The organism is Bradyrhizobium sp. FW305-F6 (assembly GCF_058782905.1).
The window spans coordinates 2149527-2174282 of record NZ_JBYSYD010000001.1 but is presented as its reverse complement, the minus strand read 5'-3'; the positions used below and the strand labels follow the sequence as shown (position 1 = coordinate 2174282).

The 24756-nt window shown below is 66.4% G+C and carries 20 protein-coding genes; 10 read left to right on the top strand and 10 right to left on the bottom strand.

The window, feature by feature from the left end; all coding sequences use genetic code 11:
• Window positions 1-16: 16 nt before the first annotated feature.
• The 4 genes from AC3WLX_RS10455 to AC3WLX_RS10440 all read right to left on the bottom strand — a co-directional run bounded on the left by AC3WLX_RS10455 (window position 17) and on the right by AC3WLX_RS10440 (window position 7472).
• On the bottom strand, window positions 17-1624 hold the full coding sequence (locus tag AC3WLX_RS10455; protein WP_492335768.1) for a PEP/pyruvate-binding domain-containing protein: 1608 nt from the start codon (window positions 1622-1624) through the stop codon (window positions 17-19).
• 11 nt (window positions 1625-1635) lie between these two features.
• Complete coding sequence (locus AC3WLX_RS10450) at window positions 1636-3564, bottom strand: hypothetical protein (protein ID WP_492335767.1); 1929 nt, start codon at window positions 3562-3564, stop codon at window positions 1636-1638.
• A 300-nt stretch (window positions 3565-3864) separates the two neighbouring features.
• On the bottom strand, window positions 3865-5055 hold the full coding sequence (locus tag AC3WLX_RS10445; protein WP_492335766.1) for an acetate/propionate family kinase: 1191 nt from the start codon (window positions 5053-5055) through the stop codon (window positions 3865-3867).
• A gap of 2 nt (window positions 5056-5057) precedes the next feature.
• Window positions 5058-7472 (bottom strand): phosphoketolase family protein, encoded by a 2415-nt coding sequence (locus AC3WLX_RS10440; RefSeq protein ID WP_492335765.1) that lies wholly within the window; start codon window positions 7470-7472, stop codon window positions 5058-5060.
• Between the two features lie 210 nt (window positions 7473-7682).
• On the opposite strand from AC3WLX_RS10440, the gene AC3WLX_RS10435 reads away from it, so the two are divergent.
• From AC3WLX_RS10435 to AC3WLX_RS10425, 3 genes are all read left to right on the top strand, one after another.
• Complete coding sequence (locus AC3WLX_RS10435; RefSeq protein WP_291629742.1) at window positions 7683-8846, top strand: PA0069 family radical SAM protein; 1164 nt, start codon at window positions 7683-7685, stop codon at window positions 8844-8846.
• 88 nt (window positions 8847-8934) lie between these two features.
• Window positions 8935-9789: a ribonuclease HII gene (gene rnhB, locus AC3WLX_RS10430; protein WP_492335764.1), complete on the top strand. Its 855-nt coding sequence runs from the start codon at window positions 8935-8937 to the stop codon at window positions 9787-9789.
• 204 nt (window positions 9790-9993) lie between these two features.
• The gene (locus AC3WLX_RS10425; RefSeq protein ID WP_492335763.1) at window positions 9994-11502 is read left to right on the top strand and encodes a glycosyltransferase family 39 protein; all 1509 of its coding nucleotides are present in this window, start codon (window positions 9994-9996) and stop codon (window positions 11500-11502) included.
• A gap of 59 nt (window positions 11503-11561) precedes the next feature.
• Here AC3WLX_RS10425 and AC3WLX_RS10420 read toward each other — a convergent pair whose 3' ends face one another.
• Window positions 11562-12377, bottom strand: coding sequence for a uracil-DNA glycosylase (locus tag AC3WLX_RS10420; RefSeq protein ID WP_492335762.1), 816 nt, complete (start codon window positions 12375-12377; stop codon window positions 11562-11564).
• Window positions 12378-12511: 134 nt separating this feature from the next.
• On the opposite strand from AC3WLX_RS10420, the gene AC3WLX_RS10415 reads away from it, so the two are divergent.
• The 3 genes from AC3WLX_RS10415 to AC3WLX_RS10405 all read left to right on the top strand — a co-directional run bounded on the left by AC3WLX_RS10415 (window position 12512) and on the right by AC3WLX_RS10405 (window position 17173).
• Window positions 12512-14173, top strand: coding sequence for an electron transfer flavoprotein-ubiquinone oxidoreductase (locus AC3WLX_RS10415; protein ID WP_492335761.1), 1662 nt, complete (start codon window positions 12512-12514; stop codon window positions 14171-14173).
• Window positions 14174-14461: 288 nt separating this feature from the next.
• Window positions 14462-16261: a tetratricopeptide repeat protein gene (locus AC3WLX_RS10410; RefSeq protein WP_291630425.1), complete on the top strand. Its 1800-nt coding sequence runs from the start codon at window positions 14462-14464 to the stop codon at window positions 16259-16261.
• Window positions 16262-16288: 27 nt separating this feature from the next.
• On the top strand, window positions 16289-17173 hold the full coding sequence (locus AC3WLX_RS10405) for a 4-(cytidine 5'-diphospho)-2-C-methyl-D-erythritol kinase (protein ID WP_492335760.1): 885 nt from the start codon (window positions 16289-16291) through the stop codon (window positions 17171-17173).
• 111 nt (window positions 17174-17284) lie between these two features.
• Here AC3WLX_RS10405 and AC3WLX_RS10400 read toward each other — a convergent pair whose 3' ends face one another.
• The 5 genes from AC3WLX_RS10400 to AC3WLX_RS10380 form a co-directional block, all read right to left on the bottom strand.
• Window positions 17285-18160, bottom strand: coding sequence for an alpha/beta fold hydrolase (locus AC3WLX_RS10400; RefSeq protein ID WP_492335946.1), 876 nt, complete (start codon window positions 18158-18160; stop codon window positions 17285-17287).
• Between the two features lie 7 nt (window positions 18161-18167).
• A complete protein-coding gene (locus tag AC3WLX_RS10395) occupies window positions 18168-18800 on the bottom strand; it encodes a LysE family translocator (protein WP_492335759.1) in 633 nt (210 codons plus the stop codon).
• 44 nt (window positions 18801-18844) lie between these two features.
• Complete coding sequence (gene fabF, locus AC3WLX_RS10390; RefSeq protein WP_492335758.1) at window positions 18845-20107, bottom strand: beta-ketoacyl-ACP synthase II; 1263 nt, start codon at window positions 20105-20107, stop codon at window positions 18845-18847.
• Between the two features lies 1 nt (window position 20108).
• Window positions 20109-20624 carry a winged helix-turn-helix transcriptional regulator gene (locus AC3WLX_RS10385; RefSeq protein ID WP_492335757.1) on the bottom strand — a complete coding sequence of 172 codons (516 nt, stop codon included), beginning with the start codon at window positions 20622-20624 and terminating at the stop codon, window positions 20109-20111.
• A gap of 531 nt (window positions 20625-21155) precedes the next feature.
• A complete protein-coding gene (locus AC3WLX_RS10380) occupies window positions 21156-22163 on the bottom strand; it encodes a polyprenyl synthetase family protein (protein WP_291622832.1) in 1008 nt (335 codons plus the stop codon).
• 131 nt (window positions 22164-22294) lie between these two features.
• Here AC3WLX_RS10380 and AC3WLX_RS10375 point away from each other — a divergent pair, with 131 nt between their 5' ends.
• The 4 genes from AC3WLX_RS10375 (at window position 22295) to AC3WLX_RS10360 (ending at window position 24696) form a co-directional block, all read left to right on the top strand.
• On the top strand, window positions 22295-22522 hold the full coding sequence (locus AC3WLX_RS10375) for a putative signal transducing protein (RefSeq protein WP_492335756.1): 228 nt from the start codon (window positions 22295-22297) through the stop codon (window positions 22520-22522).
• On the top strand, window positions 22515-23276 hold the full coding sequence (locus AC3WLX_RS10370) for a tRNA1(Val) (adenine(37)-N6)-methyltransferase (RefSeq protein ID WP_492335755.1): 762 nt from the start codon (window positions 22515-22517) through the stop codon (window positions 23274-23276). The genes AC3WLX_RS10375 and AC3WLX_RS10370 overlap by 8 nt, the downstream gene beginning before the upstream one ends.
• Window positions 23277-23491: 215 nt before the next feature.
• Window positions 23492-24400 carry a S49 family peptidase gene (locus AC3WLX_RS10365; RefSeq protein ID WP_291622826.1) on the top strand — a complete coding sequence of 303 codons (909 nt, stop codon included), beginning with the start codon at window positions 23492-23494 and terminating at the stop codon, window positions 24398-24400.
• Between the two features lie 104 nt (window positions 24401-24504).
• Window positions 24505-24696, top strand: a complete 192-nt coding sequence (locus AC3WLX_RS10360; protein WP_291622834.1) for a hypothetical protein — start codon at window positions 24505-24507, stop codon at window positions 24694-24696.
• Window positions 24697-24756 lie beyond the last annotated feature (60 nt).

Below are 24756 nucleotides of genomic sequence, written 5' to 3'. Positions count from 1 at the left end.
CGAATCTCATCGCGCTTCAAGGTACGGCGGCGCGCCTGTCATGCCGGCAAGATTGCTCCTGCCACGCCGCGATCTCGGCGAGCTCCGCTTCGGGCCGTGTCCGGATCGTCTCGCATCGTCCGAGATAGAGCTCTCCGGCATCGCCCTCGATCGTCATCCACTCGCCTTCGGCAAGTGTGAGATGGCCGAGCTGGGCCTGCTTCGCGGCGGTATCGATCTTCAGCTCACGGCAACCCACCACGCACGGCTTGCCCATTTGCCGCGCCACCAGGGCCGCATGCGAGGTGCGCGCGCCGACGGACGTGACGATGCCGGCGGCAAGCGCGAAGCCCGCGACGTCGGCGGTGCTGGTGTCCGGGCGCAGCAGGATGACCGGCTCGCCCGCCTCCGAGAGGCGCTGAGCGCTTTCGGACGAGAACGCCGCCCGCCCGATCCCGATGCCGCCGGAGGCGCCGATGCCGGTCGTCGCCGGCCGGCCTGGAGCAACCAATCTGGTTTCGGTGAGCGAGGCGAGATCGATCTCGGCGACCCGCTCCAAGGCTTCGTCCTTCGAGATCAGGCCTTCATGCACGAGGTCGATCGCAATCCTGGCGGCGGCCCGCGGCGTACGCTTGGCCGTCCGGGTCTGGAGGATCCAGAGCTTGCCGTTCTCGACCGTGAACTCGACGTCCTGGACGTCGGCGAAGGCGTGCTCGAGTCGCCTCAGGACATCGCCAAGCTCGGCTTCGAGCTTCGGCAGCTCGCGGGCGATCGCTTCAGTCGTGTCGGGCGCGCGCCGTCCGGAGACGACGTCTTCGCCCTGCGCATCGAGCACGAGGTCGATCATCGGGCGCGGCGCGCCCGTGGACGGATCGCGCGAGAAGGCCACGCCGGCGCCGGAGGCGAGACCGCCATTGCCGAACACCATCGCCTGCACGGTCACGGCGGTGCCTTCGAGTGTTTCGAGGTGCTGGAGGCTTCGATAGGTCAGCGCACGCTCGCTCGTCCAGGAACGATAGACTGCCTGGGCTGCCGCCTCCAATTGGGCGAACGCGTCCTCCAGCAGGCCATCGGCGCGATCCTCGATCAGCGCCTGCTCGCGGCTGGCGAGCCGCGCGAGCGCCTCGCTGTCGAGCTCACGGTCGATGCCGGCATCTTCGGCCGTGACGAGCTCCGCGATGCATGCCGCAAAGGCGGCCTGGTCGAGCTCCAGCACAGTCTCGCCAAAGCTCTCCAGGAAGCGTCGTCGGCAATCCCAGGCGAGGCGCGGCCGGCCGGTCGCACGGATCAGGCCATGCACGGCGTCCATCGTGCAGCCGACATTGAGGACGGTTTCGAGCATGCCCGGCATCGACCGCGCCGCCCCCGAGCGGACCGATACCAGCAGCGGCTGCCGGCGGTCGCCGAAGCGCTTTCCGGTGGCGCTCTCCAGGAAGGAGATTCCCTCCTTCAAGCCGTCGCGCAGATGCCGCGTGGCATGCGCATGGCCGGCAATGATTTCGGCGCAGAGCTTGACCGGGAGCACGAAGGCGGGCGGCACCGGCAGGCCCAGCGCCGCCATGCGGGCGAGATTGGCGGCCTTGGCGCCGATCTCTTCGGCGGGCCGCAAGTCGGCGGCATCAGCGCCGATACGCACGATATGCATGGGTAGCTTCCTCAGGCTGCGAGATCGATCATGATGTGACGGCGGAGCAGATGGCCGAACGCGGCGAAGCGATCGGTAGCGCGCTCGACGGCGCGGGCGAGCTCGATCACCGACAGCGAGGTCGCGACGTCGAAGCCGCCGCCGAAGACAAGCGCGGTCGTCGCGCGTTCGCGGCTGTCCGCGGCGTGTTCCGCGTCGATCAGGCGCGTCACCGCGGACAGCGCGTCCTCGGAATCGGCGCGCCGTCCTTCCGGCACGTCGATCGCAGCGGCGATGCCGCTCGCGGCCACTTCGGTCGCGGTCGCTGCCACTGCGCAAAGCTCGGCCAGCGATGCCAGCAAGGACGGATCGGTCTTCTCCGGCATCAGCGAGGCGATGAATGCGGCCTGCTCTAGCTCGTCGATCGCTTCTTCGGCGCGATCGATCAACTGGCCGATCAGCGGGCGGGCATTGAGGCGATCGACCTCGTTGCGGCCCTCTAGCGCGATTCTGTCGGCCTTCTGCTCGACCATGCCGCAGCGTTGCGTCAGCAGCTTTCCGTCGGCGGGCTGACCGGCCTGCAGCGCGGCAATGTGGCGCGAGATCGCCGTGACGAGATCGTGGGCGAGGCCGATCTGACGCAGCACGGCTGCGAGCAGAGCCCCGTCGACGCGATCGAGGTGCCGAATCAGATCGGCTTCGATCTGGTCGCGCACCGTCCTGACCGAGCGGCCCGCAAGCAGTGCTTCGGTGGACGCTCGGAGAGATGCCTTCAGAAAATCGATTGCAGCGTTGCGGCCGAGCGCCTGGTCGAGCCGCTCGCCGAAGCCGATCCGCGTGGGTGCGGCGTTCCGCACCGCAGAGCCCAGCAGGTCGTTGCCGCCGAGCTCGAGGAAGCCGCGATGGCCGATCCGGTGACGCGCCGCCCATTCCAGGATGCGGGCTGCGTCATCTTTGGCGACCCAGGTCCTGAGCAGCTTGCGCGCCTTGTTCCAGTCGATCAGAAAGACCAGCGCGGCGCCGAGCGCGGCGAGGAATTCGTTGCGCTCGGCGGCGTGGTCGGCCTGAAACTGGCCGGTGACGAGATAGAAGGAATTCTCCTCGCCGAGGCCGGCTGCGGTGTGACGATCGAGGCCGCTCCAGGTCGCCTCGAATTCGTCGAACAGCGAGATGAAGTACTTCGCCCGCGCCAGATGCACATCGGTGTAGGTGACGGTGACCGCATTCTTCTTCACCGCGATCACGACCACATGGGCGTCGGTTGTGCCGATGTCGTTCTGGATCAGCAGCCGGCCGCCGGCCCGCGTGGCCATCGTGTCGAGACCGGGGTGATTGAACTTGAGACCCCGCGTCGCGTTCAGGCCCTTCATGAAGGCCGCGACGGCCGGCCGGTCCTCGCTGTGCAGGCCGAAGACATGGGCGCCGTCGAGCGCTTCCTCCGAGCAGGTCGTTGCAAGCCTGTTGAGCTGCTTGTGCAGATCCATGACGAGGCGATGCAGGCTGTCGCCGCCGGCGTCGGCGACCCCGGTCAGGTGCGCGATGCGGGAGAGCTCGATCTCGCCGGTGGCATCGAGCAGGCCGGCTGCGCGGATCGCCGCGAGCCGCGCCTGCGCCCGCTCGCCGTCGTTCGCCGCACCGGCGCCGACGGCGCGGATCATGGCCGCCGCGTCGTCCGCGATCTCCTGCATCAGCTTCGCGAGATCGGGAGCCGCGAGGCGGTCCTGTCCAATCAGATGCGCGCCGCCGATCAGCGCGGCGATCCCCGCGGGGGCGATGCCTGCGGTCTGGCTTTCGACGCCGAGGTCATTGGCAGGCCGGCCAGGCTCCCGCGCATGCTGGGCCGCCGCCTGTAGTGCACTCATCCGCACCTTGATGCGATCGTTGGCGGCGAGCCCTTCCGCCACCAGCGCGGGCAGCAGGATGCCGCCTTGTCCGAGCTCTTCGATGATGTGGGTCTTCATGATCCGTCCGCAACCAGAAGTGATGCGCTTTCTTTGCCGCGAAGACGCAACGACAGCATTGCGGCAGATCATTCATAAAAATGTCACGTGATGTGGCGTTCGCGAACCAGCAGGCGATCGCGCAGGCTTGTAGCATCAGCGATGCGCACGCCTCGCCCTTCGAGACGACCGCTGCGCGGTCTCTTCAGGATGAGGCTAAACAGTGTGCGTGCTCGTTGGAGTGCCCCCACCGACCTCGGTCCTCATCCTGAGGGCCCGCCAACGGCGGGCGTCTCGAAGGATGGCCACAGGCGAAACTCTCTATATGCAATTGCCCTGGCGGATCAGAGCAGTGCAATGACGCGCGATCATCATCTCTTCGTTGGTCGGGATGACGAAGACCTCGACGGCGCTGCTGCTGCCATTGATGCGCTCGCGCGCGGCATCATTGGCCGTGGCATCGATGCGCAAGCCCACCCATGCGAGACGCTCGCCGATAGCGCCGCGGATCTCCTTGGCATGCTCGCCGATGCCGCCGGTGAAGACCAGGCAGTCCAGACCGCCGAGCGTGGTCGCCATCATTGCGACAGCCTGCGCCGCACGGAAGGTGAAGAGATCGACCGCCTCTCGCGCCGCAATCTCGCCGCTCGCGAGCAGCGTGCGCATGTCCGCGGATATGCCGGAGACCCCGAGCAGGCCGGACTCGTGATAGAGTAGGTGCTGGACCTGCTCGACCGACATGTTCTCCTGTTGTTGCAGGTAAAGCAGCACGCCCGGATCGATCGTGCCGCAGCGTGTCCCCATCACGAGGCCGTCGAGCGGCGTCAGCCCCATCGTGGTGTCGATGCTGCGGCCATCGCGCAACGCGCACAGGCTCGCCCCGTTGCCGAGATGCGCGATGACGGTTCGCCCGGCCGCGAGCTCCGGCGCGATCTCGGCGAGGCGTCCTGCGACATATTCGAACGAGAGGCCGTGAAAGCCGTAGCGCCGGACGCCACGCGCCTCGAAGCGCCCGGGAATGGCGAAGCGGCTCGCAGGCGGCGCGAGGCCGTGGTGGAAGGCGGTGTCGAAGCACGCGATCTGCGTCAGCTCGGGCCGGATCGCCGCGAACGTGCGAACCGGCGCAAGGCAGCGCGGCTGGTGCAGCGGCGCCAATGGTGTCAATGCCTCCAGCTTCGCCGTGATGTCGTCCGTCAGCGCGACCGGGCCGGAATAATCCGGCCCGCCGTGAACGATGCGGTGCCCGACAGCGCGCAGGCTACGTTCGCCGAACCGGTTCTCGATGAAGGCGAGCACGTCCGCGAACAAATGGCCGGCGGCACCGTCCGGCGCCTCCTTTCGCGTCGCGAACAGATCCTCGCCGGCGGGGCCCTTCACCACGAGCTGCGGCTTCGCCTCGTGCTCGTCGAGCAGGCCCTTGCAGAGCAGGGTGGGCTCGGTCGTCGAGACATCGAACACGCCGAACTTGATGCTCGACGATCCCGAGTTGAGGACGAGGACCGTGTCCGGCATCGCTAGTCGCCGGCTTCGGCCGGCGTGTTGCCGCCGGCGCTGTTTTGCCAGACCCAGTCGCGGATCTCGGGCATGTCCTCGCCGTGCTCTCGGACATAGCGCGTGTGTTCGATCAGCTTGTCGCGGAACTGCTGCTTGGCGTGCGCAGCCTTGGTCGCCAGACCCGGCACGCGCTCGATCGCCTCGATCGCGAGATGGTAACGGTCGAGCCCGTTGAGCACGACCATGTCGAACGGCGTCGTCGTGGTGCCTTCCTCGGCAAAGCCGCGCACATGCATGCCGGCATGGTTGGTGCGGCTGTAGGTCAGCCGGTGGATCAGATAGGGATAGCCGTGATAGGCGAAGATGACGGGCTTGTACGAGGTGAACAGACGGTCGAATTCGCGATCCGAAAGTCCGTGAGGGTGCTGGTTCTCCGGCTGCAGCGTCATGAGGTCGACGACGTTGACGACGCGGATCTTCAGGTCCGGCAGTGCCTTGCGCAAAAGGTCGGCGGCGGCGAGCGTCTCCAGCGTCGGCACGTCGCCGGCACAGGCCATCACCACGTCGGGCTCGCCCTTTCCGTCCTCCGTTCCCGCCCAGGTCCAGATGCCGATGCCGGCATCGCAATGCGTTGCCGCGTCCTGCATCGACAGCCATTGCGGCGCCGGCTGCTTGCCGGCGACGATCACGTTGATGCGGTTGTAGGTGCGCAAGGCATGGTCGGCGATCCACAGCAGGGTGTTGGCGTCCGGCGGGAAGTAGATGCGGACGATGTCGGCCTTCTTGTTGGCGACGAGATCGACGAAGCCGGGATCCTGATGGCTGAAGCCGTTGTGGTCCTGGCGCCAGACATGGGAGGTCAGGAGATAGTTGAGCGAGGCGATCGGGCGGCGCCACGGCAGCTCGCGCGTCACCTTCAACCATTTGGCATGCTGGTTGAACATGGAATCCACGATGTGGATGAAGGCCTCGTAGCACGAGAAGAAGCCGTGCCGTCCCGTCAGCAGATAGCCCTCGAGCCAGCCCTGGCAGAGATGCTCGCTCAAGACCTCCATCACGCGGCCGTCCTGGGCGAGATGCACGTCGTAGGGTTCGGTCGGCTCCATCCACACCCGTTCGGTCGCCTCGAACACGGCATCGAGGCGGTTTGACGCGGTCTCGTCCGGGCCCATGATGCGGAAGTTACGCTCCTTCTCGTTGAGGCGGATGACATCGCGCAGGAACTTGCCGAGCTCGCGCGTCGCTTCGGCAATGACTTCGCCAGGCTGCGGCACGTCCACCGCGAAGCTGCGAAAGTCCGGCAGCTTCAGCTCCTTCTTCAACAGGCCGCCGTTGGCATGCGGGTTGGCGCCCATGCGCCTGACGCCTTCGGGCGCGAGCGCCTGAAGCTCGGGAATGAGCGCGCCGTTCGCATCGAACAGCTCTTCGGGCTCGTAACTGCGCATCCAGTCTTCGAGGATTTTCAGATGCGCCGGATTTTCCCGGCAGCCTGCGACCGGCACTTGGTGCGCGCGCCAAAAGCCCTCGACCTTCTTGCCGTCGACCTCTTTCGGGCCGGTCCAGCCCTTTGGGCTGCGCAGCACGATCATCGGCCAGCGCGGCCGCTCGACGCTTGTCCGCCCGTCGCGGGCGTGCTGCTGGATCGAGCGGATGCTCGTCAACGCGACGTCGAGTGCATCCGCCATAGCCTGGTGCATTAATCTGGGATCATCGCCTTCGACGAACAGGGGCTCATGGCCGAACCCGCGGAACAGATCGCGGATCTCCGCATCCTTCATCCGCCCCAGCACGGTGGGATTTGCGATCTTGTAGCCGTTGAGATGCAGGATCGGCAGCACCGCGCCGTCATGGGCGGGGTTCAGGAACTTGTTGGAGTGCCAGGACGCGGCGAGCGGGCCGGTCTCGGCCTCGCCGTCGCCGACCACGCAGGCGACGATCAGATCGGGGTTGTCGAATGCAGCGCCATAGGCGTGCACCAGCGCATAGCCAAGCTCGCCGCCCTCGTGGATCGAGCCCGGCGTTTCCGGCGCCGCATGGCTCGGGATGCCGCCGGGGAATGAGAACTGCCTGAACAGCTTGCGTAATCCGTCCGCGTTGCGGGCGATCTCGGGGTAGATCTCGCTGTAGCTGCCCTCGAGATAAGTGTTGGCGACCATGCCCGGTCCGCCATGACCGGGGCCGCAGACATAGATGACGCTGAGGTCCAGCGCGCGGATCACGCGATTGAGATGGGCATAGATGAAGTTCAGCCCCGGCGTCGTGCCCCAATGTCCGAGCAGACGCGGCTTGATGTGCTCGGGCCGCAGGGGCTCGCGCAGCAGCGGATTGTCGAGCAGGTAGATCTGCCCGACGGAGAGGTAGTTGGCGGCGCGCCAATAGCGATCGAGCAGATCGAGGTCGCTGCTCGCTTCGGCCGTTTTTTGCTGGATTGTCATGTTCCTGCCAACCTTCACTTCGCGATCGTCACCAACCCGGTTCCGGGGCGATCGATCCTTCGGGCATGAAACGGGATGGTCGTGACGGCCATGTTGCGTGAGGTCAAAGGCGAGCGCGCGAAGTTTGGGCAGCTCTACTTTGCATGGGGTTGTTTTCACGTTTTTGGTTTGTGTTCTTGATTTGTTCCGTTCACATGCTATCTTGGCTTCATGAGTCCAGCATCCTCTCATGCTCTCAAGCACCCGCCGGTCACGGCGCCCTCCGAGCCGGCGGGTGCGCCTTCGGATTTCCCTGAGCTTGGCGTCGCCATCGAGCGCGCGCGGAGGCGAGGGCGGGGCGCCCAGTCGAACGCCAGCGGCCGCTACGAGGCCGAGGCCCGCGTCGCTTTCGATGACGGCTGGCAGAGCCTGGACGAGCTGCCGCCGTTCAAGACCACTGTCGCTATCGACACTTCGCGCAAGGTGATCACCCGCAATGATTCCCCCGACATCGGCTTCGACCGCTCGATCAATCCCTATCGCGGCTGCGAGCATGGCTGCGTCTATTGCTTCGCGCGGCCGACCCACGCCTATCTCGGCCTGTCGCCGGGGCTGGATTTCGAGTCAAAGCTGTTCGCCAAGCCAGAGGCGCCGGCGCTGCTCGAGAAGGAGCTCGCCGCCGCCGGCTACGAGCCGCGGACGATTGCGATCGGCACCAACACCGATCCCTATCAGCCGATCGAGCGCGAGCGGAAGATCATGCGCGGCATCCTCGAGGTTCTGGAGCGCGCCTCGCATCCCGTCGGCATCGTCACCAAATCGGCGCTGGTCCTGCGCGACATCGACATTCTCCAGCGGATGGCCAAGCGCAATCTCGCCAAGGTCGCGATCTCAGTGACCTCGCTTGATCCGAAGCTGGCGCGGACCATGGAGCCGCGGGCCTCGACGCCGACGAAGCGGCTGGAGGCGCTCAAACAGCTCTCGGAGGCCGGCATTCCGACCACCGTGATGGTTGCGCCCGTGATCCCCGCGCTGAACGATTCCGAGATCGAGCGCATCCTCGATGCCGCCGCCCATGCTGGCGTCAAGGAAGCCGCCTATGTGTTGCTGCGGCTGCCGCTGGAGGTCCGCGATCTCTTCCGCGAATGGCTGATGGCGAACTATCCGGACCGCTATCGCCACGTCTTCACCCTGATCCGCGACATGCGCGGCGGGCGCGACTACGACGCCAAATGGGGCGAGCGGATGAAGGGCACGGGACCGATGGCCTGGACCATCGGCCGCCGCTTCGAGATCGCCTGCGAGCGGCTCGGCCTCAACAAGCGGCGTTCCAAGCTGACGACGGACCACTTTGCCCGGCCAAAGCGGAACGGCGATCAGCTCAGCCTGTTTTGAGCGGCAGCTGGCAGTGGCGGCCTGAATAGCGGGAATATCCTGGGTTCAGGGTTGCGCTGGCGAAGCCCCCTGGCGCACGATCCCGGCCATGATTCGGGACTCCTCCGCCAAGACCCCAGCCAAAGCCGCGCCGAAGAAAAAGGCCGCGAACAAGGCTGTGCCAGCCAAGGCCAAGATTTCTGCGGCCGATGTGGCGAAGGTTCCTGCCGGCAAGAAAGGCATCATTGCCGTTGCGGCCCCCAGCTTTCGCCGCGAGCGCGCGCTGATCAAGCGCGGCGTCTGGCCGATCGCCGGCTGCGACGAGGCCGGCCGCGGGCCGCTGGCCGGCCCGGTGGTGGCCGCCGCGGTGATTCTCGACCCCGACCGCATCCCGCGCGGCATCGACGATTCCAAGCGCCTGACCGCCGAGGAGCGCGAAAAGCTGTTCGACAAGATATGCGCCACGGCGCAGGTCTCGGTCGCCGTCGCCTCGCCGGCGCGAATCGACCGCGACAACATCCTGCGGGCATCGCTATGGGCGCTGAAGCGCGCCGTGGTGGCTCTGCCGGAGACCCCGAGGCACGTCTTCGTGGACGGCCGCGACCGGCTCGACACCAATTGCGACTGCGAGGCCGTGATCGGCGGCGACGGCATCGTGCTGTCGATCGCGGCAGCCTCTATCGTGGCCAAGGTCACCCGCGACCGGCTGATGTGCGCGCTGGCGCAGGACTGTCCCGGCTATGGCTTCGAGCAGCACAAGGGCTACGCCGTCCCCGAACATCTCGACGCCCTCAATCGCCTCGGCCCTTCCATTCACCACCGCAGCTTCTTCGCCCCCGTCGCCGCCGCTCGCGCCAAGCACATGCCCTGGACCGTCGAGCCGGTGCAGGACTTGTTCTCGGTGGCCGATGTCGAGGTGCCGGCGGACGCTCCAATCGAGATTGGCACTTCCGCGAACCTCTAGCTGATCCCGCTACAGCTTTCCCATTCGTCATGGCCGGGTTTGACCCGGCCATCCACGTCTTACACGCAGCACGAAGAACGTGGATGCCCGGGACAAGCCCGGGCATGACGATCTGCGGCGGTTGCCACGACGCGCGGCGCCCATTATCAAAACAGACGTGAGCGAACAGGGCCGGCTGGACTGGCCGCATCTTTCGGACGTTGCATGCGGTTTACCTCCCTGGTCATCGAGCTCATTCGCGCCCGGCCGCGACTGATCGTGTGGATTGCCGTGCTGCTGCAGGCTTTGATGTGGCTGCTTGTGGCGCTGGTGTTCTACCGCAGCCCGCCCGGCAGCCTCGCGACCCTCCTCGCTTTCGGCAGGGAATACCAGGTCGGCACCGATCTCGGCCCACCGCTTGCGATCTGGCTCGCCGACATCGCCTACCGCGCCGCCGGCGGCCACATGTTCGGCGTCTATGTGCTCGCCCAGCTCTGCGAGATCGTGACCTTCATCGCGCTCTACCATCTCGCCCGTGCCGTGGTCGGCTCGCAGCAGGCGGTGCTCGCCGTGCTGCTCACCATGCCCGTGTTGGCCTTCTCCTCGTCAGCGCTGGACTTCGGCCCGCTGATCCTGGCACGGCCGCTCTGGGCGCTGCTGCTGCTGCACTCCTGGCAGATCATGGGCCAGCGCCGCGGCAACGCCTGGTTCGCATGGTCGATCGAAGCCGGCCTCCTGCTGCTGACGACGCCGGCCGCGATCTTTCTGCTGCTGCTGATCGTCGTCTTCGCGGTCTCGACCGCCGGCGGGCGCCGAACCTTGCGCGGGCTCGATCCGTTGTTCGCGCTGGTCGTCGTCGCCGTGCTGGCGCTGCCCTATGCGGTGTGGCTGATGCGGGCCGAGACCTTGACGCTGCCGGCCTTGCCGCAAGTGACCGAGCTCGAGGCCCGCGCGCTGCATGCGGCCTGGCTGCTCGGCGGGCTCGCGCTGGGGGCAGCCGCGATCCCGGCGCTGACCTTCCTCAACACCGGGCTGTTCGCCGGCAAGGGCGAGGAGCCGCCGATCATCTTCCGCCCGCCGGTCGCACCGCTCGCGCGCAACTTCGTCTATTTCTTCGCGCTGGCCCTGCCGCTCGGCGCCGTGCTGACCTCGGGCCTGCTGGGGCTCGATTCCGTCGTCGGCGGCCCCGGTGTGGTGCTCATCATGTCGGGGCTTGCGGTGGTCGTCGCGGCCGGCGATCTCATCGCGATGCGCCATGCGCGGATGCTGCGTACGGTTTGGGCTGCCGCCGTGATCGCGCCCGCCGCCGGCGTGGTGCTCGCCGTCCTGTTCCTGCCCTGGACCGGCGCGAACGAGATCGCGACCTCGATGCCGGCACGCGCGATCTCGGACTTCTTCGACGAGAGCTTTGCCCGGCGCACCAACCATCGCCTTCGTGCCGTCGCCGGCGAGACCCAGCTCGCCAGCCTCATTACGCTGCATTCCGGCCGGCCGCATCTCTTCATCGATGCCGACCCCGCGCGGACGCCGTGGATGAATCAGACGAAGTTCAGCGAGACCGGCGGTGTCGTGGTCTGGCGCGCCTCCGATACCGCCGGCACGCCGCCGCCGGACATCCTGAAACGCTTCCCCGGCATCGTGCCGGAAGTGCCGCGTGCCTTCGAATGGCTGGTGACGGGCCGCCAGCAGCTCTTGCGCATCGGCTGGGCCATCGTACGGCCGAAGGGGACGTAGGTCGGTGTCATTCCGGGGCGCGGCGAAGCCGCGAGCCCGGAATGACGGTGTGTGTGTCGTTACACGGCGCCTTGCGCCAGCGCCTTCGCGATCGCCCGCAGGTCCTGCCACGCCAATCGCTTATAGGACGGCGAGCGCAACAGATACGCCGGGTGGAACGTCGGCAGCGCGCGGATCACCCGCTGGCCGGTGTCGTAGTCGAACCAGCGCCCGCGGGTGCGCATGATGCCCTCGCGCGTCGACAGCAGCGTCTGCGTCGAGGGATTGCCGAGCGTCACCAGCACGTCCGGATTCACCAGCTCGATGTGGCGCTGGATAAAGGGCAGGCAGATCTGCGTCTCCTGCGGCGTCGGCGTGCGGTTGCCGGGCGGCCGCCAGGGGATCACGTTGGCGATGTAGGCGGTGGTGCGGTCGAGGCCGATCGCGCCAATCATCAGGTCGAGCAGCTTGCCGCTGCGTCCGACGAAGGGCAGTCCCTCGATGTCCTCGTCGCGGCCCGGCGCCTCGCCGACGAACATGATGCGCGCCTGCGGGTTGCCGTCGGCGAACACCAGCCGCGTCGCCGTGTGCTTCAGCGCGCAGCCCTCGAAACTCTGCATCAGTTCGCGCAGCGCCTCCAACGTCGGCGCCGTGCGCGCGGCCTCGCGGGCGGACGCGATCGCGACGTCCGGTGCAGGCGCGGCTTCGCCGCGCATGACCGCCGGTGCGGCGACCGGCCGCGGTGCCTCGACCGGCGGTGCTGTACGCGGGGCCGGCGGCGGGACATCCAATTCCGCCAGGCGGTCGATCGGTTCCTCCGCGAGCGCGCAATCGACACCGGCCTCCAGATAGAAGGCGAGCAGCTCTCGGACGTTGGGTGCGGGTTCTGGGATCATGGAAAGTCTGACTTTTATACCACCTTGAGCAGCCTTGCATCCCAGCGGAGTGCATTTCCGAGGTTGTCCTGCCCGGAAAAATCGGAAACAAGGGGGCGCAAATGACCAAGGACCGTCTCAAGGGCTGAGATCAGATGAGCACCGAAGAACTTCCCCCGCGCGAATCCATGGAATTCGACGTCGTCATCGTCGGCGCCGGCCCCTCGGGTCTGTCGGCCGCGATCCGGCTGAAGCAGCTCAATGCCGATCTCAACGTCGTCGTGGTGGAGAAGGGCTCCGAGGTCGGCGCGCACATCCTCTCGGGCGCGGTGATCGATCCCGCCGGCCTGGACAAGCTGATCCCGGACTGGCGCGAGGATTCCGACTGCCCGCTGAAGACGCAGGTCAAGGACGACCGGTTTTACTGGATGACGGGCGCCGGCGCGATCAAGCTGCCAGGCTTCATCATGCCGCCGCTGATGCACAACCATCATTGCTACATCGGCTCGCTCGGCAATGTCTGCCGCTGGCTGGCGCGCAGGGCCGAGGCGCTCGGGGTCGAGATCTATCCGGGCTTTGCCGCCGCCGAAGTGCTGTATGACGAGGACGGCAATGTCAAGGGCATCGCCACCGGCGACATGGGCGTCGGCCGCGACGGCAAGCCGAAGGATTCCTTCACCCGCGGCATGGAATTGCTCGGCAAGTACACGCTGTTCGCCGAAGGCGCCCGCGGCAGCCTGACCAAACTGCTCATCAACAAGTTTGCGCTCGACGCCAAGAGCGAGCCGCCGAAATTCGGCATCGGCCTCAAGGAAGTCTGGCAAATCGACCCCGCCAAGCACCAGAAGGGATTGATCCAGCATTCCTTCGGCTGGCCGCTCGACATGAAGACCGGTGGCGGCTCGTTCCTCTATCATTACGACGACAATCTCGTGGCCGTCGGCTTCGTCGTGCATCTCAACTACGACGATCCGTATCTGTCGCCATTCGACGAGTTCCAGCGCTTCAAGACCCATCCCTCGATCCGTGGCACTTTCGAAGGTGCCAAGCGGCTGGCCTACGGCGCGCGCGCCATCACCGAGGGCGGTTATCAGTCGGTGCCGAAGCTCAGCTTCCCGGGCGGCGCGCTGATCGGCTGCGCGGCCGGCTTCGTCAACGTGCCGCGCATCAAGGGCGTGCACAATGCCATGGGCACCGGCATGCTCGCGGCCGAGCATGTCGCAGCCGCGCTTGCCGCCGAGCGCGCCAATGACGAGCTCGTCGAATACGAGAACGCCTGGCGGTCCTCGTCGGTCGGCAAGGACCTGTTCCTGGTGCGCAACGTCAAGCCACTGTGGTCGAAGTTCGGCACCGTGCTCGGAGTTGCGCTGGGCGGCTTCGACATGTGGTGCAACACGCTGTTCGGCGGCTCGCTTTTCGGCACCCAGTCCCATCTCAAGCATGACCGCGCCACGCTCGATCCGGCCAAGCAGCACACGCCCAAGAACTACCCCAAGCCTGACGGCAAGCTCTCTTTCGACAAGCTCTCCTCGGTGTTCCTGTCCAACACCAATCATGAGGAGGACCAGCCGGTCCATCTGAAGGTCACGGACATGAACCTGCAGAAGACCTCCGAGCACGACGTCTATGCCGGTCCCTCGAACCGCTATTGCCCGGCCGGCGTCTATGAGTGGATCGAGGAGGGATCAGGTCCGCGCTTCCAGATCAACGCCCAGAACTGCGTCCACTGCAAGACCTGCGACGTGAAGGATCCCAACGGCAACATCACCTGGGTTCCGCCCGAGGGCGGCGGCGGCCCGAACTACGAGGCGATGTAAGGGCGGGTCACGCCAGGGATTTGCCGCACGTTCGCGTGAGGATCCGGCTGCGGCCACCGGCCGCGGCCACGATAAGGCCATAGTGACGGCGTCTTGGGGCGCTGTCGGCGGATTCACTTGCCGATTTGGCCGGTGCGGCGGGGATCGCCGGGTCCGAATCCTTGCGGCGAAGCGCCAAAAGCGGCATTGTCGGCCTGACGGTTCCGGGTCCCGATGCCACCGGCCGCGTTCGCCTGCGACACGGCCCTCTGCTGCAAACCAGGCACTACCAACTCAAGGCGAGCCCTGATGTTTTCAAATCGTTTCAACCGCTGGACTGCCGCCGCCGCCATCGTCCTCATGGGCACCGCGCTCGTGGCGGTCCCCGGCGCGGTCCTGGCGCAGACGCCGGATCACCCGGAGAACACGGCGGCGCCGTTTCCGACCCGGAACGATCTGAAGTCGCTCACCGGTGCCGGCAGCTATCTTGCCGCCCGCCACGCCAGTGTCGAGCGCGACGCGGCCGCGGCCGCTGCATTCTACCGTTCGGCCCTGCGCACCGATCCGAAGAACAACGAGTTGCTCGACCGTGCCTTCATCTCGTCGGTCTCCGACGGCGACATCGAGGAGGCGGTCAAGCTCGCCGAGCGCATCCTCACAATCGACAAGACCAATCGCGTCGCGCGCCTCGTGGTCGGCGTGCACGATCTCAAGCTGAAGAAGTACGCTGCGGCGCAGACCAACATCAACCAGTCGATCCGCGGTCCGATCACGGATCTCGTCGCGACGCTGCTGTCGGGTTGGGCCGCCTATGGTGCCGGCGACGCCAAGGGCGGTGTCGCCACCATCGACAAGCTGGCGGGGCCGGAGTGGTATCCGTTGTTCAAGGATCTGCATACCGGCATGATCCTCGAACTTTCCGGCAAGGAGAAGGATGCCGGTACCCGGTTCGAGCGGGCCTATAAACTCGACGATTCCATGCTGCGCGTGACGGAGGCCTATGCGCGTTGGCTGTCGCGCAACAAGGAGTCCGCCGCCGCGACCACCGTCTACCAGGCCTTCGACAAGAAGCTCGCGCGCCATCCCTTGATCCAGGAAGGCCTGCGCGAAACCAAGGCCGGCAAGAAGATGCCGCCGCTGGTCGATTCCGCACAGGCCGGCGCCGCCGAAGCACTGTACGGCATCGGCGCCACCCTGACCCGCCGCGGCGGCGAGGATCTGGCGCTGGTCTATCTCCAGCTCTCGCTCTACCTGCAGCCGACCCACCCGTTGGCGCTGCTCTCGCTCGCCGATCTCTACGAATCGGTGAAGCGGCCGAAGATGGCGATCAAGGTTTATGAGCGTGTGCCGGCGACGTCGCCGCTCAAGCGCAATGCGCAGATCCAGCTTGCCATCGACCTCGATTCCGCCGACCGCACCGAGGAGGCGATCAAGATCCTCAAGGGTGTCACCGCGGAGGATCCCAAGGACCTCGAAGCCATCATGGCGCTCGGCAACATCGAGCGCGGGCGCAAGCGGTTCGGCGACTGCGGCGCGACCTATTCGCAAGGCATCGACGTGCTGCCGCCGGGCAACGACAAGGCCAACAGCGTCTGGTACTATTATCGCGGCATCTGCGCGGAGCGCTCCAAGCAGTGGGCCAAGGCCGAGGCCGACATGAAGAAGGCGCTCGAGCTGCAGCCCGACCAGCCCCACGTCCTCAACTATCTCGGTTATTCCTGGGTCGACCAGGGCATCAACCTCGACGAAGGCATGAAGATGATCAAGCGCGCCGTCGAGCAGCGTCCCGACGACGGCTACATCGTCGATTCCCTCGGCTGGGCCTATTACCGCATCGGCAATTACGAGGAGGCGGTGAAGAACCTCGAGCGCGCGATCGATCTCAAGCCGGAGGACCCTACCATCAACGACCATCTCGGCGACGCCTATTGGCGCGTCGGCCGCACCCTGGAGGCCAAATTCCAGTGGGCGCATGCCCGCGATCTCAAGCCGGAGCCGGAAGAGCTGCCGAAGATCGAGGCCAAGATCGCCAACGGTCTGCCTGATGACAATTCGAACTCTTCGGCCGCGCAGGCGGAAAAGAAGAAGGACGACGGCAAGGGCGGTTGAGCTGAGGAAGAGTGGGGGCTGTCGCCGATGCCGGCGTTGACTGAAGAAGGGCGCGCGAAGGTCAATCTCAGCCTTCGCGTCGTGGGCCGTCGCGCCGACGGCTATCATGATCTCGAAAGCGTGGTTGCGTTCGCCGACTGTGCCGACCGGCTCACGCTGGAGCCGGGCGGGGAGCTGAAGCTCACCACCACCGGGCCGCTGGCCGCGGCTTGCGGCGATACCGCCGACAATCTCGTGCTCAAGGCCGCCGCGCTTCTGGCCGAGGCGGTGCCGGGCCTGAAGCTGGGCGCCTTCGCGCTCGACAAGGTGCTTCCGGTCGCCGCCGGCATCGGTGGTGGTTCGGCCGATGCCGCCGCGGCATTGCGGCTGTTGGCGCGCCTCAACGATCTGTCGCTCGATGATCCCCGCCTCCAGAAGGTCGCGCTCGCGACCGGCGCCGACGTGCCGGTGTGTCTCCTCTCGCGCGCCTGCGACATGACCGGCGTCGGCGAGCAGTTGCTGCCGCTGGCGCTGCCGAGCATGCCCTGTGTGATGGTCAATCCGCGTGTGCCTGTTGCCACCAAGGATGTGTTCCAGGCCCTGGGCTTGCGCAACGGCGAGCTTCTGGTCGGCGTCACCGACGTGATCCGCGCTCCCGCTTGGCCGGATGAGGGAGCCTCGGTCACCGATTGGGTCGAGGTGCTCGAGGACGTCGCTAATGATCTCGAAGCGCCCGCGATGCGCATCGAGCCCGTGATCGGCGAGGTGCTGGAAGCCTTGCGAGGTTCCGCCGGCGTCAAGCTTGCGCGCATGTCCGGCTCGGGTGCCACGTGCTTTGCGATCTATGGCGCCCCGGCCGAGGCGCATGCCGCCGCCGAAAGGATCCGGCGCGATCACCCCGGCTGGTGGGTGCATGCGGGCACGTTGAGCTAACCAATTCCCCCAACGGCGCTGCGTGGTCCGGATGAGCGAAGCGATATCCGGGGATACCTGCCTCGCGGCATCCCGCATGTCGCTTCGCTCATGCGGGCTACAAAGACCGCGCTAACCGGCTTCGTTCTCGTCGAGCCCCAAAAACCTTCGGATCTCGCCCAACACCTCCTGCGGCTTGTCGTGCTGCAGCCAGTGTCCCGCCCCGGCAATGGTCTCGATGTGCGCGTTCTGGAAATAGCGCTCTAGGCCTGCCGCCTTAGCGCCGGCCAGAAAGCTTTCGCCGGCATTGAGCAGCAACGTCGGGCAGGCGATGCGTGACCACAGGGCGACGTGGTCGTCCGGCCAGAGCCGGTGCGGCGCGGAGGCGCGCTGATAAGGATCGAACTTCCAGCTATAGGTGCCGTCCTCGTTCTGCCGCGCGCCGTGTGTGGCGAGATGCAGCGCGAGCGCCCGGTCGAGGCGCTTGTTGTGCAGCATCATCTGCGCGGCGGCAGCCTCGAGCGTCGCGTAGCGGCGCGGCGCCCGGTCGTGCAGTCTGTCGAGCTGCGCCACCCATCTGGCGATGCGTTCGTGCACCGGCGGCTTCGTCGCATCCGGCAGCATGGTCACACCGTCGAGGACGACGAGCTTGGTCACGAACTCGGGGAATGAGCCCGAGAAGATCAGGCTCACCATGCCGCCCATCGAATGGCCGATGAGAGTGACTTCAGGCGCTGCAACGGTGCGAAGGAGCTGTGCGAGATCGTAGACATATTCGGTCAGCGCGTAGCTTCCGCCCTTGGTCCAGTCGGAATCGCCGTGGCCGCGCAGGTCCGGCGCGAGCACGTGAAAATGCGGCTGCAACGATCGGGCAATGTGATCCCAGCTGCGGCAATGATCGCGGCCGCCATGGACCAGGATCAGGACCGGCGCACCCTCGTTGCCCCAGTCGGCATAATGCAGCCGAAGGCCATGCGATTCATAGAAGCGGTCTTGCGGGGCGAGCATCGTGTCGCTATCCATTCACCGGCCGCCGCGCCAGCGCGAGCGTGAGGCCGAGGCTGGCGATGAAGACGCCCGAGCCTTGCGTGAGGCGCCGCATCAGCTTTGGCCGTCCGATCAGCTGCGTGCGCGTCGCCGAGGCCATCAGCACCACGACGATGTCGGCCAGCGTGTTCAACGCCACTGAGATCGCGCCCAACATGATGAACTGCAGCGTCGGGTTCGATCCCGTGGGATCGAGGAACTGTGGAATGAAAGCGAGGAAGAACGCCGCGGTCTTCGGATTCAGCGCCTCGACCAGCACGCCGTCGCGGAAGGCGTGCTTGTCGCCGGTGGGCTCGCTCCCGAGCTCCATCACGCGGCCGGCGCTGCGAAAGGTCTTGATGCCGAGCCAGACCAGATAGAGTGCCCCGACGAATTTCACGGCGGAAAACAGCTCCGCGCTGGCCAGGATGATCGCGGAGATGCCAAGGCTGCCCGCCACGACATGGACCAGCCCGCCCAGCGCCGTGCCCGCAGTCGAGGCGAAACCGCTGGCGCGTCCCTCCGACAAAGTCCGCGCGGCAACGTAGAAGATGCCTGGGCCGGGAACGGCGGCAATGAGGAAGGCGGCGGCCAGGAACAGCCAGAAATTGGGCTCGATCATCCTGTTTTCGTAACGGAGCGAGCGGCGATTGCAAGGCCCTCTCGCTAGCCCATCCGGCGGAAGATCACGCTGGCGTTCACCCCGCCGAAGCCGAACCCGTTCGAGATGGCGTTCTGCATCGGCATCGCTCTCGCTGCGCCAGCAACGATGTCGATGCCTTCAGCGCCGGGATTCGGATTCTCGAAATTGAGCGTCGGCGGCGCGGTCTGGTCGCGCAGAGCGAGCACGGTGAAGATCGCCTCCAGGCCGCCGGCAGCGCCGAGCAGATGGCCCGTGGCCGATTTGGTCGCGCTGACGGCGATGCTGCGGTCGCGGCCGAACAGCGCGGCGATCGCGCCGAGCTCGCTCTCGTCGCCGGCCGGGGTCGAGGTCGCGTGCGCATTGAGATGCTGAACATCCCCCGGCGCAAGCCTCGCCTGCCGCAGCGCGATCTCCATGGCGCGGCGGGCGCCGTCGCCATCGGGTGGGCCCGAGGTCATGTGATAGGCGTCAGCCGTCGTGCCGTAGCCGACGATCTCCGCGATCGGCCGCGCACCGCGTGCCAGCGCATGCTCGAGCGCCTCGATCACCAGGATGCCGGCGCCTTCGCCCATCACGAAGCCGTCGCGCTTTTGATCGAACGGACGTGAGGCCCGAGCGGGCTCGTCGTTGAAGCCGCTCGAGAGGGCGCGCGCGGCGGCAAAGCCGCCAAGGCTGACGATGTCGATGCAAGCCTCCGCGCCGCCGCAGATTGCGACATCGGCCTCGCCTGATCGGATCATGCGCGCGGCATCGCCGATCGCTTGCACGCCGGCGGCGCAGGCCGTGACCGGCGTGCCCAGCCCACCCTTGTAGCCGTATTTGATCGACACGTGGCCGGCGGCGAGATTGGCGAGGAACGAGGGAATCGTGAAAGGCGAGAGCCTCCGCGCGCCGCGTTGCTCGGTGATGCGCACCGCCTCCGCCATCGCCGGAAAGCCGCCGACGCCGGAGCCGATGATTGTCGCGGTGCGCTCCAGCTCGGACGCATCCTGCGGCGTCCATCCGGCCTGCGCCACGGCTTCTGCGGTGGCGAGCAACGCAAACAGGATGAAACGGTCCATCTTGCGCTGGTCTTTTGGCGGCGCAGCCTGCGCCGGGTCGAAGCCGCCTTCGGCGTCGTCGGACTTGTCGGGCACGAGGCCGGCGACGCGCGCCGGCAGCGCCTGTGCCCATTCGGGCAACGGGCGGAGTCCGCTTTGCCCCGCGAGCAGCCGGTGCCAGGACAGTTCGACGCCGCAGCCGAGCGGCGACACCGCGCCCATTCCAGTGACGACGATACGACGCATGTCAGTCTCCAGCCGGCGCGATGGCCGGGTTCATGGCCTTGAGCGAAGCGAGCCGCGTGCGCATGCCGCGGCTGGCGCGAGGACCGGCGACCACGACAGCATTGGCGAGCGTGATCGGACGCAGGTCGGTGGCATCCACCACGATCGGATCGAGCGGACGGACGTCGTCGCGGCTCGCCAGCAGGATGGATTCGCCCTTGGGGGCGAGATGCTTGTTGCCCCAGGCGAGCAGCGCCGCGATCACGGGGAAGAAATCCCGCGCCTTGTCCGTCAGCACATATTCATGACGCGGCGGCCGCTCCTGATAGCGGCGCCGGACGAACATGCCTGATGCGGTGAGATGAGCGAGCCGCCGTGACAGGATGTTCGGCGCGATCCCGAGGCTTTGCGAGAACTCGTCGAACTTCGTCGCGCCCTGAAACGCATCGCGCAGGATCAGGATGCTCCACCATTCACCGACCGTCTCCACGGCACGGCCGACCGGGCATTCCTGGATGGAGGGGGATTTGGGTTGCATGGCTGGAGGTTAGTAGCGTAACTTTCAAAATGCAAGTTACTAGGTGAGCGAGCCATACCTACTGAATGAGGCTACGTCTGCTGGTGAGTTAAAGCGCGCTCCCGTGCCCCGGACGCAGCGCAGCGCCTTTTGGCGGTGCGCTGCAGAGCCGGGGCCCATATCGCTGATCGCTGGATCTCGCATGGGTCCCGGCTCTGCGCAGCAGCGCTTCATGCTGCAGTGCGTCCGGGACGGGAGAGCGAGCGGTGCCGGTTGGCCTTACGCCATCATTGCGAGCGTAGCGAAGGAATCCAGGCCTTCTGCGCAGCCGGAGGATTGCTTCGCTGCGCTCGCAATGACGCTGTTGATGCAGCGTGCTCAACTCTATCGCCGTCATCCTGAGGTGCTCGCCTTGCAAGGCATGGCGAGCCTCGAAGGGCGACGACCCGGCTGCATCTCGGCCGCGCATCTTTCGAGGCTCGCGCCCCCGGATGACGGAGCTGATCGCCTTGCTAGGATTTAGAGCAAGGCGAGTCGCCTCCAGCCAGTCGCCTAATGCGACCGTGCCAGGCAGAACGCGACGACCTGCTCCAGTGCGCTCTTCATCGGCGAGGACGGGAATAGCGCCAGCGCGTCGACGGCCATGGCGCCGTAGTGCTGGGCGCGGCTCAGAGTGTCCTCGAGCGCGCGGTGCTTGTTCATGAGCCCGATGGCGTGGTCGAGATCGGAATCGCCGATCTCGCCGCGCTCCAGCGCGCGGATCCAGAAGGCGCGCTCGGTGTCGTTGCCGCGGCGGAAGGCGAGCACGACGGGCAGGGTGATCTTGCCTTCCCGGAAATCGTCGCCGGTGTTCTTGCCGAGCTTGGCGCTCTTGCCGCCGTAGTCGAGCACGTCGTCGACGAGCTGGAAGGCGATACCGAGATTCATGCCGACCGAGCGGCAGGCGGTCTGCTCCGCCTTCGGCCGGTTGGCGATGACGGGGCCAACCTCGCAGGCGGCGGCGAACAATTCGGCCGTCTTGCCGCGGATCACGGCGAGATATTCGTCCTCGGTCGTCGCGGTGTTCTTGGCGGCCGCAAGCTGCATCACCTCGCCCTCGGCGATGGTGGCGGCGGCCGCGGAGAGAATGTCGAGCGCGCGGAGCGAACCGACCTCGACCATCATGCGGAAAGCCTGTCCCAGCAGGAAGTCGCCGACCAGCACGCTCGCCTCGTTGCCCCAGAGCATGCGTGCCGACAGCTTGCCGCGGCGCATCTCGCTCTCGTCGACGACGTCGTCGTGGAGCAGGGTGGCGGTATGCATGAACTCGACGGAGGCAGCCAGCTTGATATGGCCGTCGCCGGTGTAACCGGCGAGATTGGCCATGGCGAGCGTCAGCATCGGGCGCAGGCGCTTGCCCCCGGAGGAGATCAGGTGGTTGGCGACCTCCGGGATCATGGTCACCTCGGAGCCGGTCCGCGACAGGATCGTGGCGTTGACGCGCTCCATGTCAGGGGCGACAAGGGCAACCAGCTCTTCGATCGACGCGCCGGGAGTTTCGAAAGGTACGATGACGGCCACGCCGGTCTCCAATATTTGCCCCGGAAGGGCTATTCTGACGGAAAGACAATAGAAACTGGCGGCGGACGCGGCAAGACCTCGGAACCATTGACATTTGCCGCCGTCACCCCTTCAGGCAGGAGATCTACGTTTTGCGTGAACTGGTTCGGACCAACGACATGGTGCTGGTGTCGGCGATCGGCGCGCTGCTCGATGGCGCCAACATCCATCATCTGGTGCTTGACCAGAACATGAGCATCATCGAGGGCTCGCTCGGCATCCTGCCGCGGCGGATCCTGGTTCATGAGGACGACGCCGAGGAGGCGAGGGCGCTCCTCACCGAGGCCGGCCTCAGCCACGAACTGCGCGACGATGACTGAGGCCGCAGATGTCACGGAGGACGGCTTTCTCGGCGGGCAATTGCGCTTGATGCAGAAGCGATCCGGCCATCGCGCCGGACACGACGCCATCCTGCTTGCGGCGGCCACGGACGTGCGGGCCGGGGACCGCGTGGTCGATTTCGGCGCCGGCGTCGGCACGGCGGGGCTCGCGCTGGCTCGGCGTATCGAGGGGATCAGGCTCAGCCTGGTCGAGATCGATCCGGAACTGGTCGAGCTCGCGCGGGCCAATGCTGCCGCGAACGTGATCACCGCCGAGGCCATCGTGCTCGACGTCGCCGCCGATGCGCAGGCGTTTGCCGCGAACGGGCTCCTGCCCGACAGTGTCGATGCGGTGCTGATGAACCCGCCCTTCAACGATCCCGCACGCCATCGCGGCTCACCCGATCAGGCGCGTCACACTGCGCATGTGGCGAGGGAAGAGACGCTGCATGCGTGGGTGCACGCTGCGCGACGTATCCTCCGATCGAACGGCATGATGACTCTGGTCTGGCGCGCAGATGGAATCGCGGATGTCTTGGCAGCGCTGTCACGCGGCTTCGGCAGCATCGCGATCCTGCCCGTTCACGGCGAAGCGGGAAAGCCCGCGATCCGCGTGCTGGTGCGCGCGGTCAAAGGCGGCCGGGCTCCGACGCGGCTGCTGCCGGGCCTCATGCTCAACGACGAGTCAAAAGTGCCGGGGAAAGAGGTGAAGGCCATTCTGGAGGGGAGGGCAGCGTTGCCGCTGGAACCGTGATGGTCTACTGCGGCAGCGATTCTGTCTGCTGCTCTGGCGCAGATGTGAAGCGAATCGCCGTGAAAAGCGCACCGATCAGCAACAACAGCAGATAGATCTTCATGGCGTTTCCTCCACCGCCTATTGCAGCCTCCCAACGGGCATTCTGCAAAACACGTTCCAGGCACTTTCAATGACACTCGCGTGATAAGAAATGGTTAATCAGAGGTAAGGGTATGGCCGAGCAATTGAATGATCGTGAGAGTTCCGGCCTGGCCGACAAGCTCATGCAATACCTGCCCGCGCGCTTCCGCCCTGGAACGGCAGTGGTGCCGGTGGTGCGGCTGTCGGGCGTGATCGGTGCGGTGACGCCGCTGCGTCCCGGCCTGACGCTTGCGAGTGTCGCGCGCGTGCTCGAGCGCGCGTTTTCCTATCGGCACGCCAAGGCGGTGGCGCTGGTGATCAATTCGCCCGGCGGCTCGCCGGTGCAGTCGCGCCAGATCTTCTTGCGCATCAAGCAGCTCGCGGCTGAAAAGAAGCTGCCGGTCCTCGTGTTCGTCGAGGATGTCGCGGCGTCCGGCGGCTATATGATCGCCTGCGCCGGCGACGAGATCATCTGCGATCCCTCCTCGATCCTCGGCTCCATCGGCGTGGTCGGTGGCAGCTTTGGATTCCAGGAAGCGATCAGGCGGCTCGGCATCGAGCGGCGCCTCTACACATCGGGCGAGCACAAGGCGATGCTCGACCCGTTCCTCCCTGAAAATCCCGATGACGTCGCCAGATTGAAAGCGATCCAGCGCGAGATCCACCAGATCTTCATCTCGCTGGTCAAGGACAGCCGCGGCGCACGGCTGAAGGGACCGGACGACACCCTGTTCACGGGCGAATACTGGGCCGGCGATAGCGCCGTCGCGCTGGGGCTGGCCGACAGCATCGGCGATCTCCGCTCAACTCTTCGTGCCCGCTATGGCGAGAAGGTTCTCACCCCCGTGATCGCCCAGCCTACCGGGCTGCTTTCCGGCTTCCTGGGGCGGAAATCGCCTGGTGCGGGCCAGCTTCTGGCCCTGGAATCCGTGGCCGGCCTGCCGGATGAACTGATCTCGGCGGTGGAAACGCGGGCGATTTGGGCGAAATTCGGGTTCTAGGGCTCGCGCTTCCGCGCCATTTGGTCCCTTTGCGGGCCAATTGCGGCGCAGCTCCGACTGCGCGAGAATGCGCGTGGGGGCTGAGCATGAATGAGGATCGACCGATGCCGCCGTTCGTCGCTTTCGCGGGCGTCCTGGGCGGGCTTGCCGTGGTCCGCTGGGCCTACAAGACCGCTGTCCGGATCAATCAGGAGCTGGAGGAGATGCGCCTGTCGCGCGTCACCGAGGGCGCTCCTGTGGGGGACGTCAAGACATTGAAGCGTGACCCCGTGACGGGAGCGTATAGGCCGGGTTAGGTGCCCCGCTCTCTCGTCATTCCGGGGCTCGCGAAGCGAGAACCCGGAATCCATCGGACC

Excerpts from the sequence above, each read along its gene's own strand:
- AC3WLX_RS10455 (WP_492335768.1), bottom strand. The coding sequence starts at position 1,624 with ATGCATATCGTGCGTATCGGCGCTGATGCCGCCGACTTGCGGCCCGCC.
- AC3WLX_RS10450 (WP_492335767.1), bottom strand. The coding sequence starts at position 3,564 with ATGAAGACCCACATCATCGAAGAGCTCGGACAAGGCGGCATCCTGCTG.
- AC3WLX_RS10445 (WP_492335766.1), bottom strand. The coding sequence starts at position 5,055 with ATGCCGGACACGGTCCTCGTCCTCAACTCGGGATCGTCGAGCATCAAG.
- AC3WLX_RS10440 (WP_492335765.1), bottom strand. The coding sequence starts at position 7,472 with ATGACAATCCAGCAAAAAACGGCCGAAGCGAGCAGCGACCTCGATCTG.
- AC3WLX_RS10435 (WP_291629742.1), top strand. The coding sequence starts at position 7,683 with ATGAGTCCAGCATCCTCTCATGCTCTCAAGCACCCGCCGGTCACGGCG.
- rnhB (WP_492335764.1), top strand. The coding sequence starts at position 8,935 with ATGATTCGGGACTCCTCCGCCAAGACCCCAGCCAAAGCCGCGCCGAAG.
- AC3WLX_RS10425 (WP_492335763.1), top strand. The coding sequence starts at position 9,994 with ATGCGGTTTACCTCCCTGGTCATCGAGCTCATTCGCGCCCGGCCGCGA.
- AC3WLX_RS10420 (WP_492335762.1), bottom strand. The coding sequence starts at position 12,377 with ATGATCCCAGAACCCGCACCCAACGTCCGAGAGCTGCTCGCCTTCTAT.
- AC3WLX_RS10415 (WP_492335761.1), top strand. The coding sequence starts at position 12,512 with ATGAGCACCGAAGAACTTCCCCCGCGCGAATCCATGGAATTCGACGTC.
- AC3WLX_RS10410 (WP_291630425.1), top strand. The coding sequence starts at position 14,462 with ATGTTTTCAAATCGTTTCAACCGCTGGACTGCCGCCGCCGCCATCGTC.
- AC3WLX_RS10405 (WP_492335760.1), top strand. The coding sequence starts at position 16,289 with ATGCCGGCGTTGACTGAAGAAGGGCGCGCGAAGGTCAATCTCAGCCTT.
- AC3WLX_RS10400 (WP_492335946.1), bottom strand. The coding sequence starts at position 18,160 with ATGCTCGCCCCGCAAGACCGCTTCTATGAATCGCATGGCCTTCGGCTG.
- AC3WLX_RS10395 (WP_492335759.1), bottom strand. The coding sequence starts at position 18,800 with ATGATCGAGCCCAATTTCTGGCTGTTCCTGGCCGCCGCCTTCCTCATT.
- fabF (WP_492335758.1), bottom strand. The coding sequence starts at position 20,107 with ATGCGTCGTATCGTCGTCACTGGAATGGGCGCGGTGTCGCCGCTCGGC.
- AC3WLX_RS10385 (WP_492335757.1), bottom strand. The coding sequence starts at position 20,624 with ATGCAACCCAAATCCCCCTCCATCCAGGAATGCCCGGTCGGCCGTGCC.
- AC3WLX_RS10370 (WP_492335755.1), top strand. The coding sequence starts at position 22,515 with ATGACTGAGGCCGCAGATGTCACGGAGGACGGCTTTCTCGGCGGGCAA.
- AC3WLX_RS10365 (WP_291622826.1), top strand. The coding sequence starts at position 23,492 with ATGGCCGAGCAATTGAATGATCGTGAGAGTTCCGGCCTGGCCGACAAG.
- AC3WLX_RS10360 (WP_291622834.1), top strand. The coding sequence starts at position 24,505 with ATGCCGCCGTTCGTCGCTTTCGCGGGCGTCCTGGGCGGGCTTGCCGTG.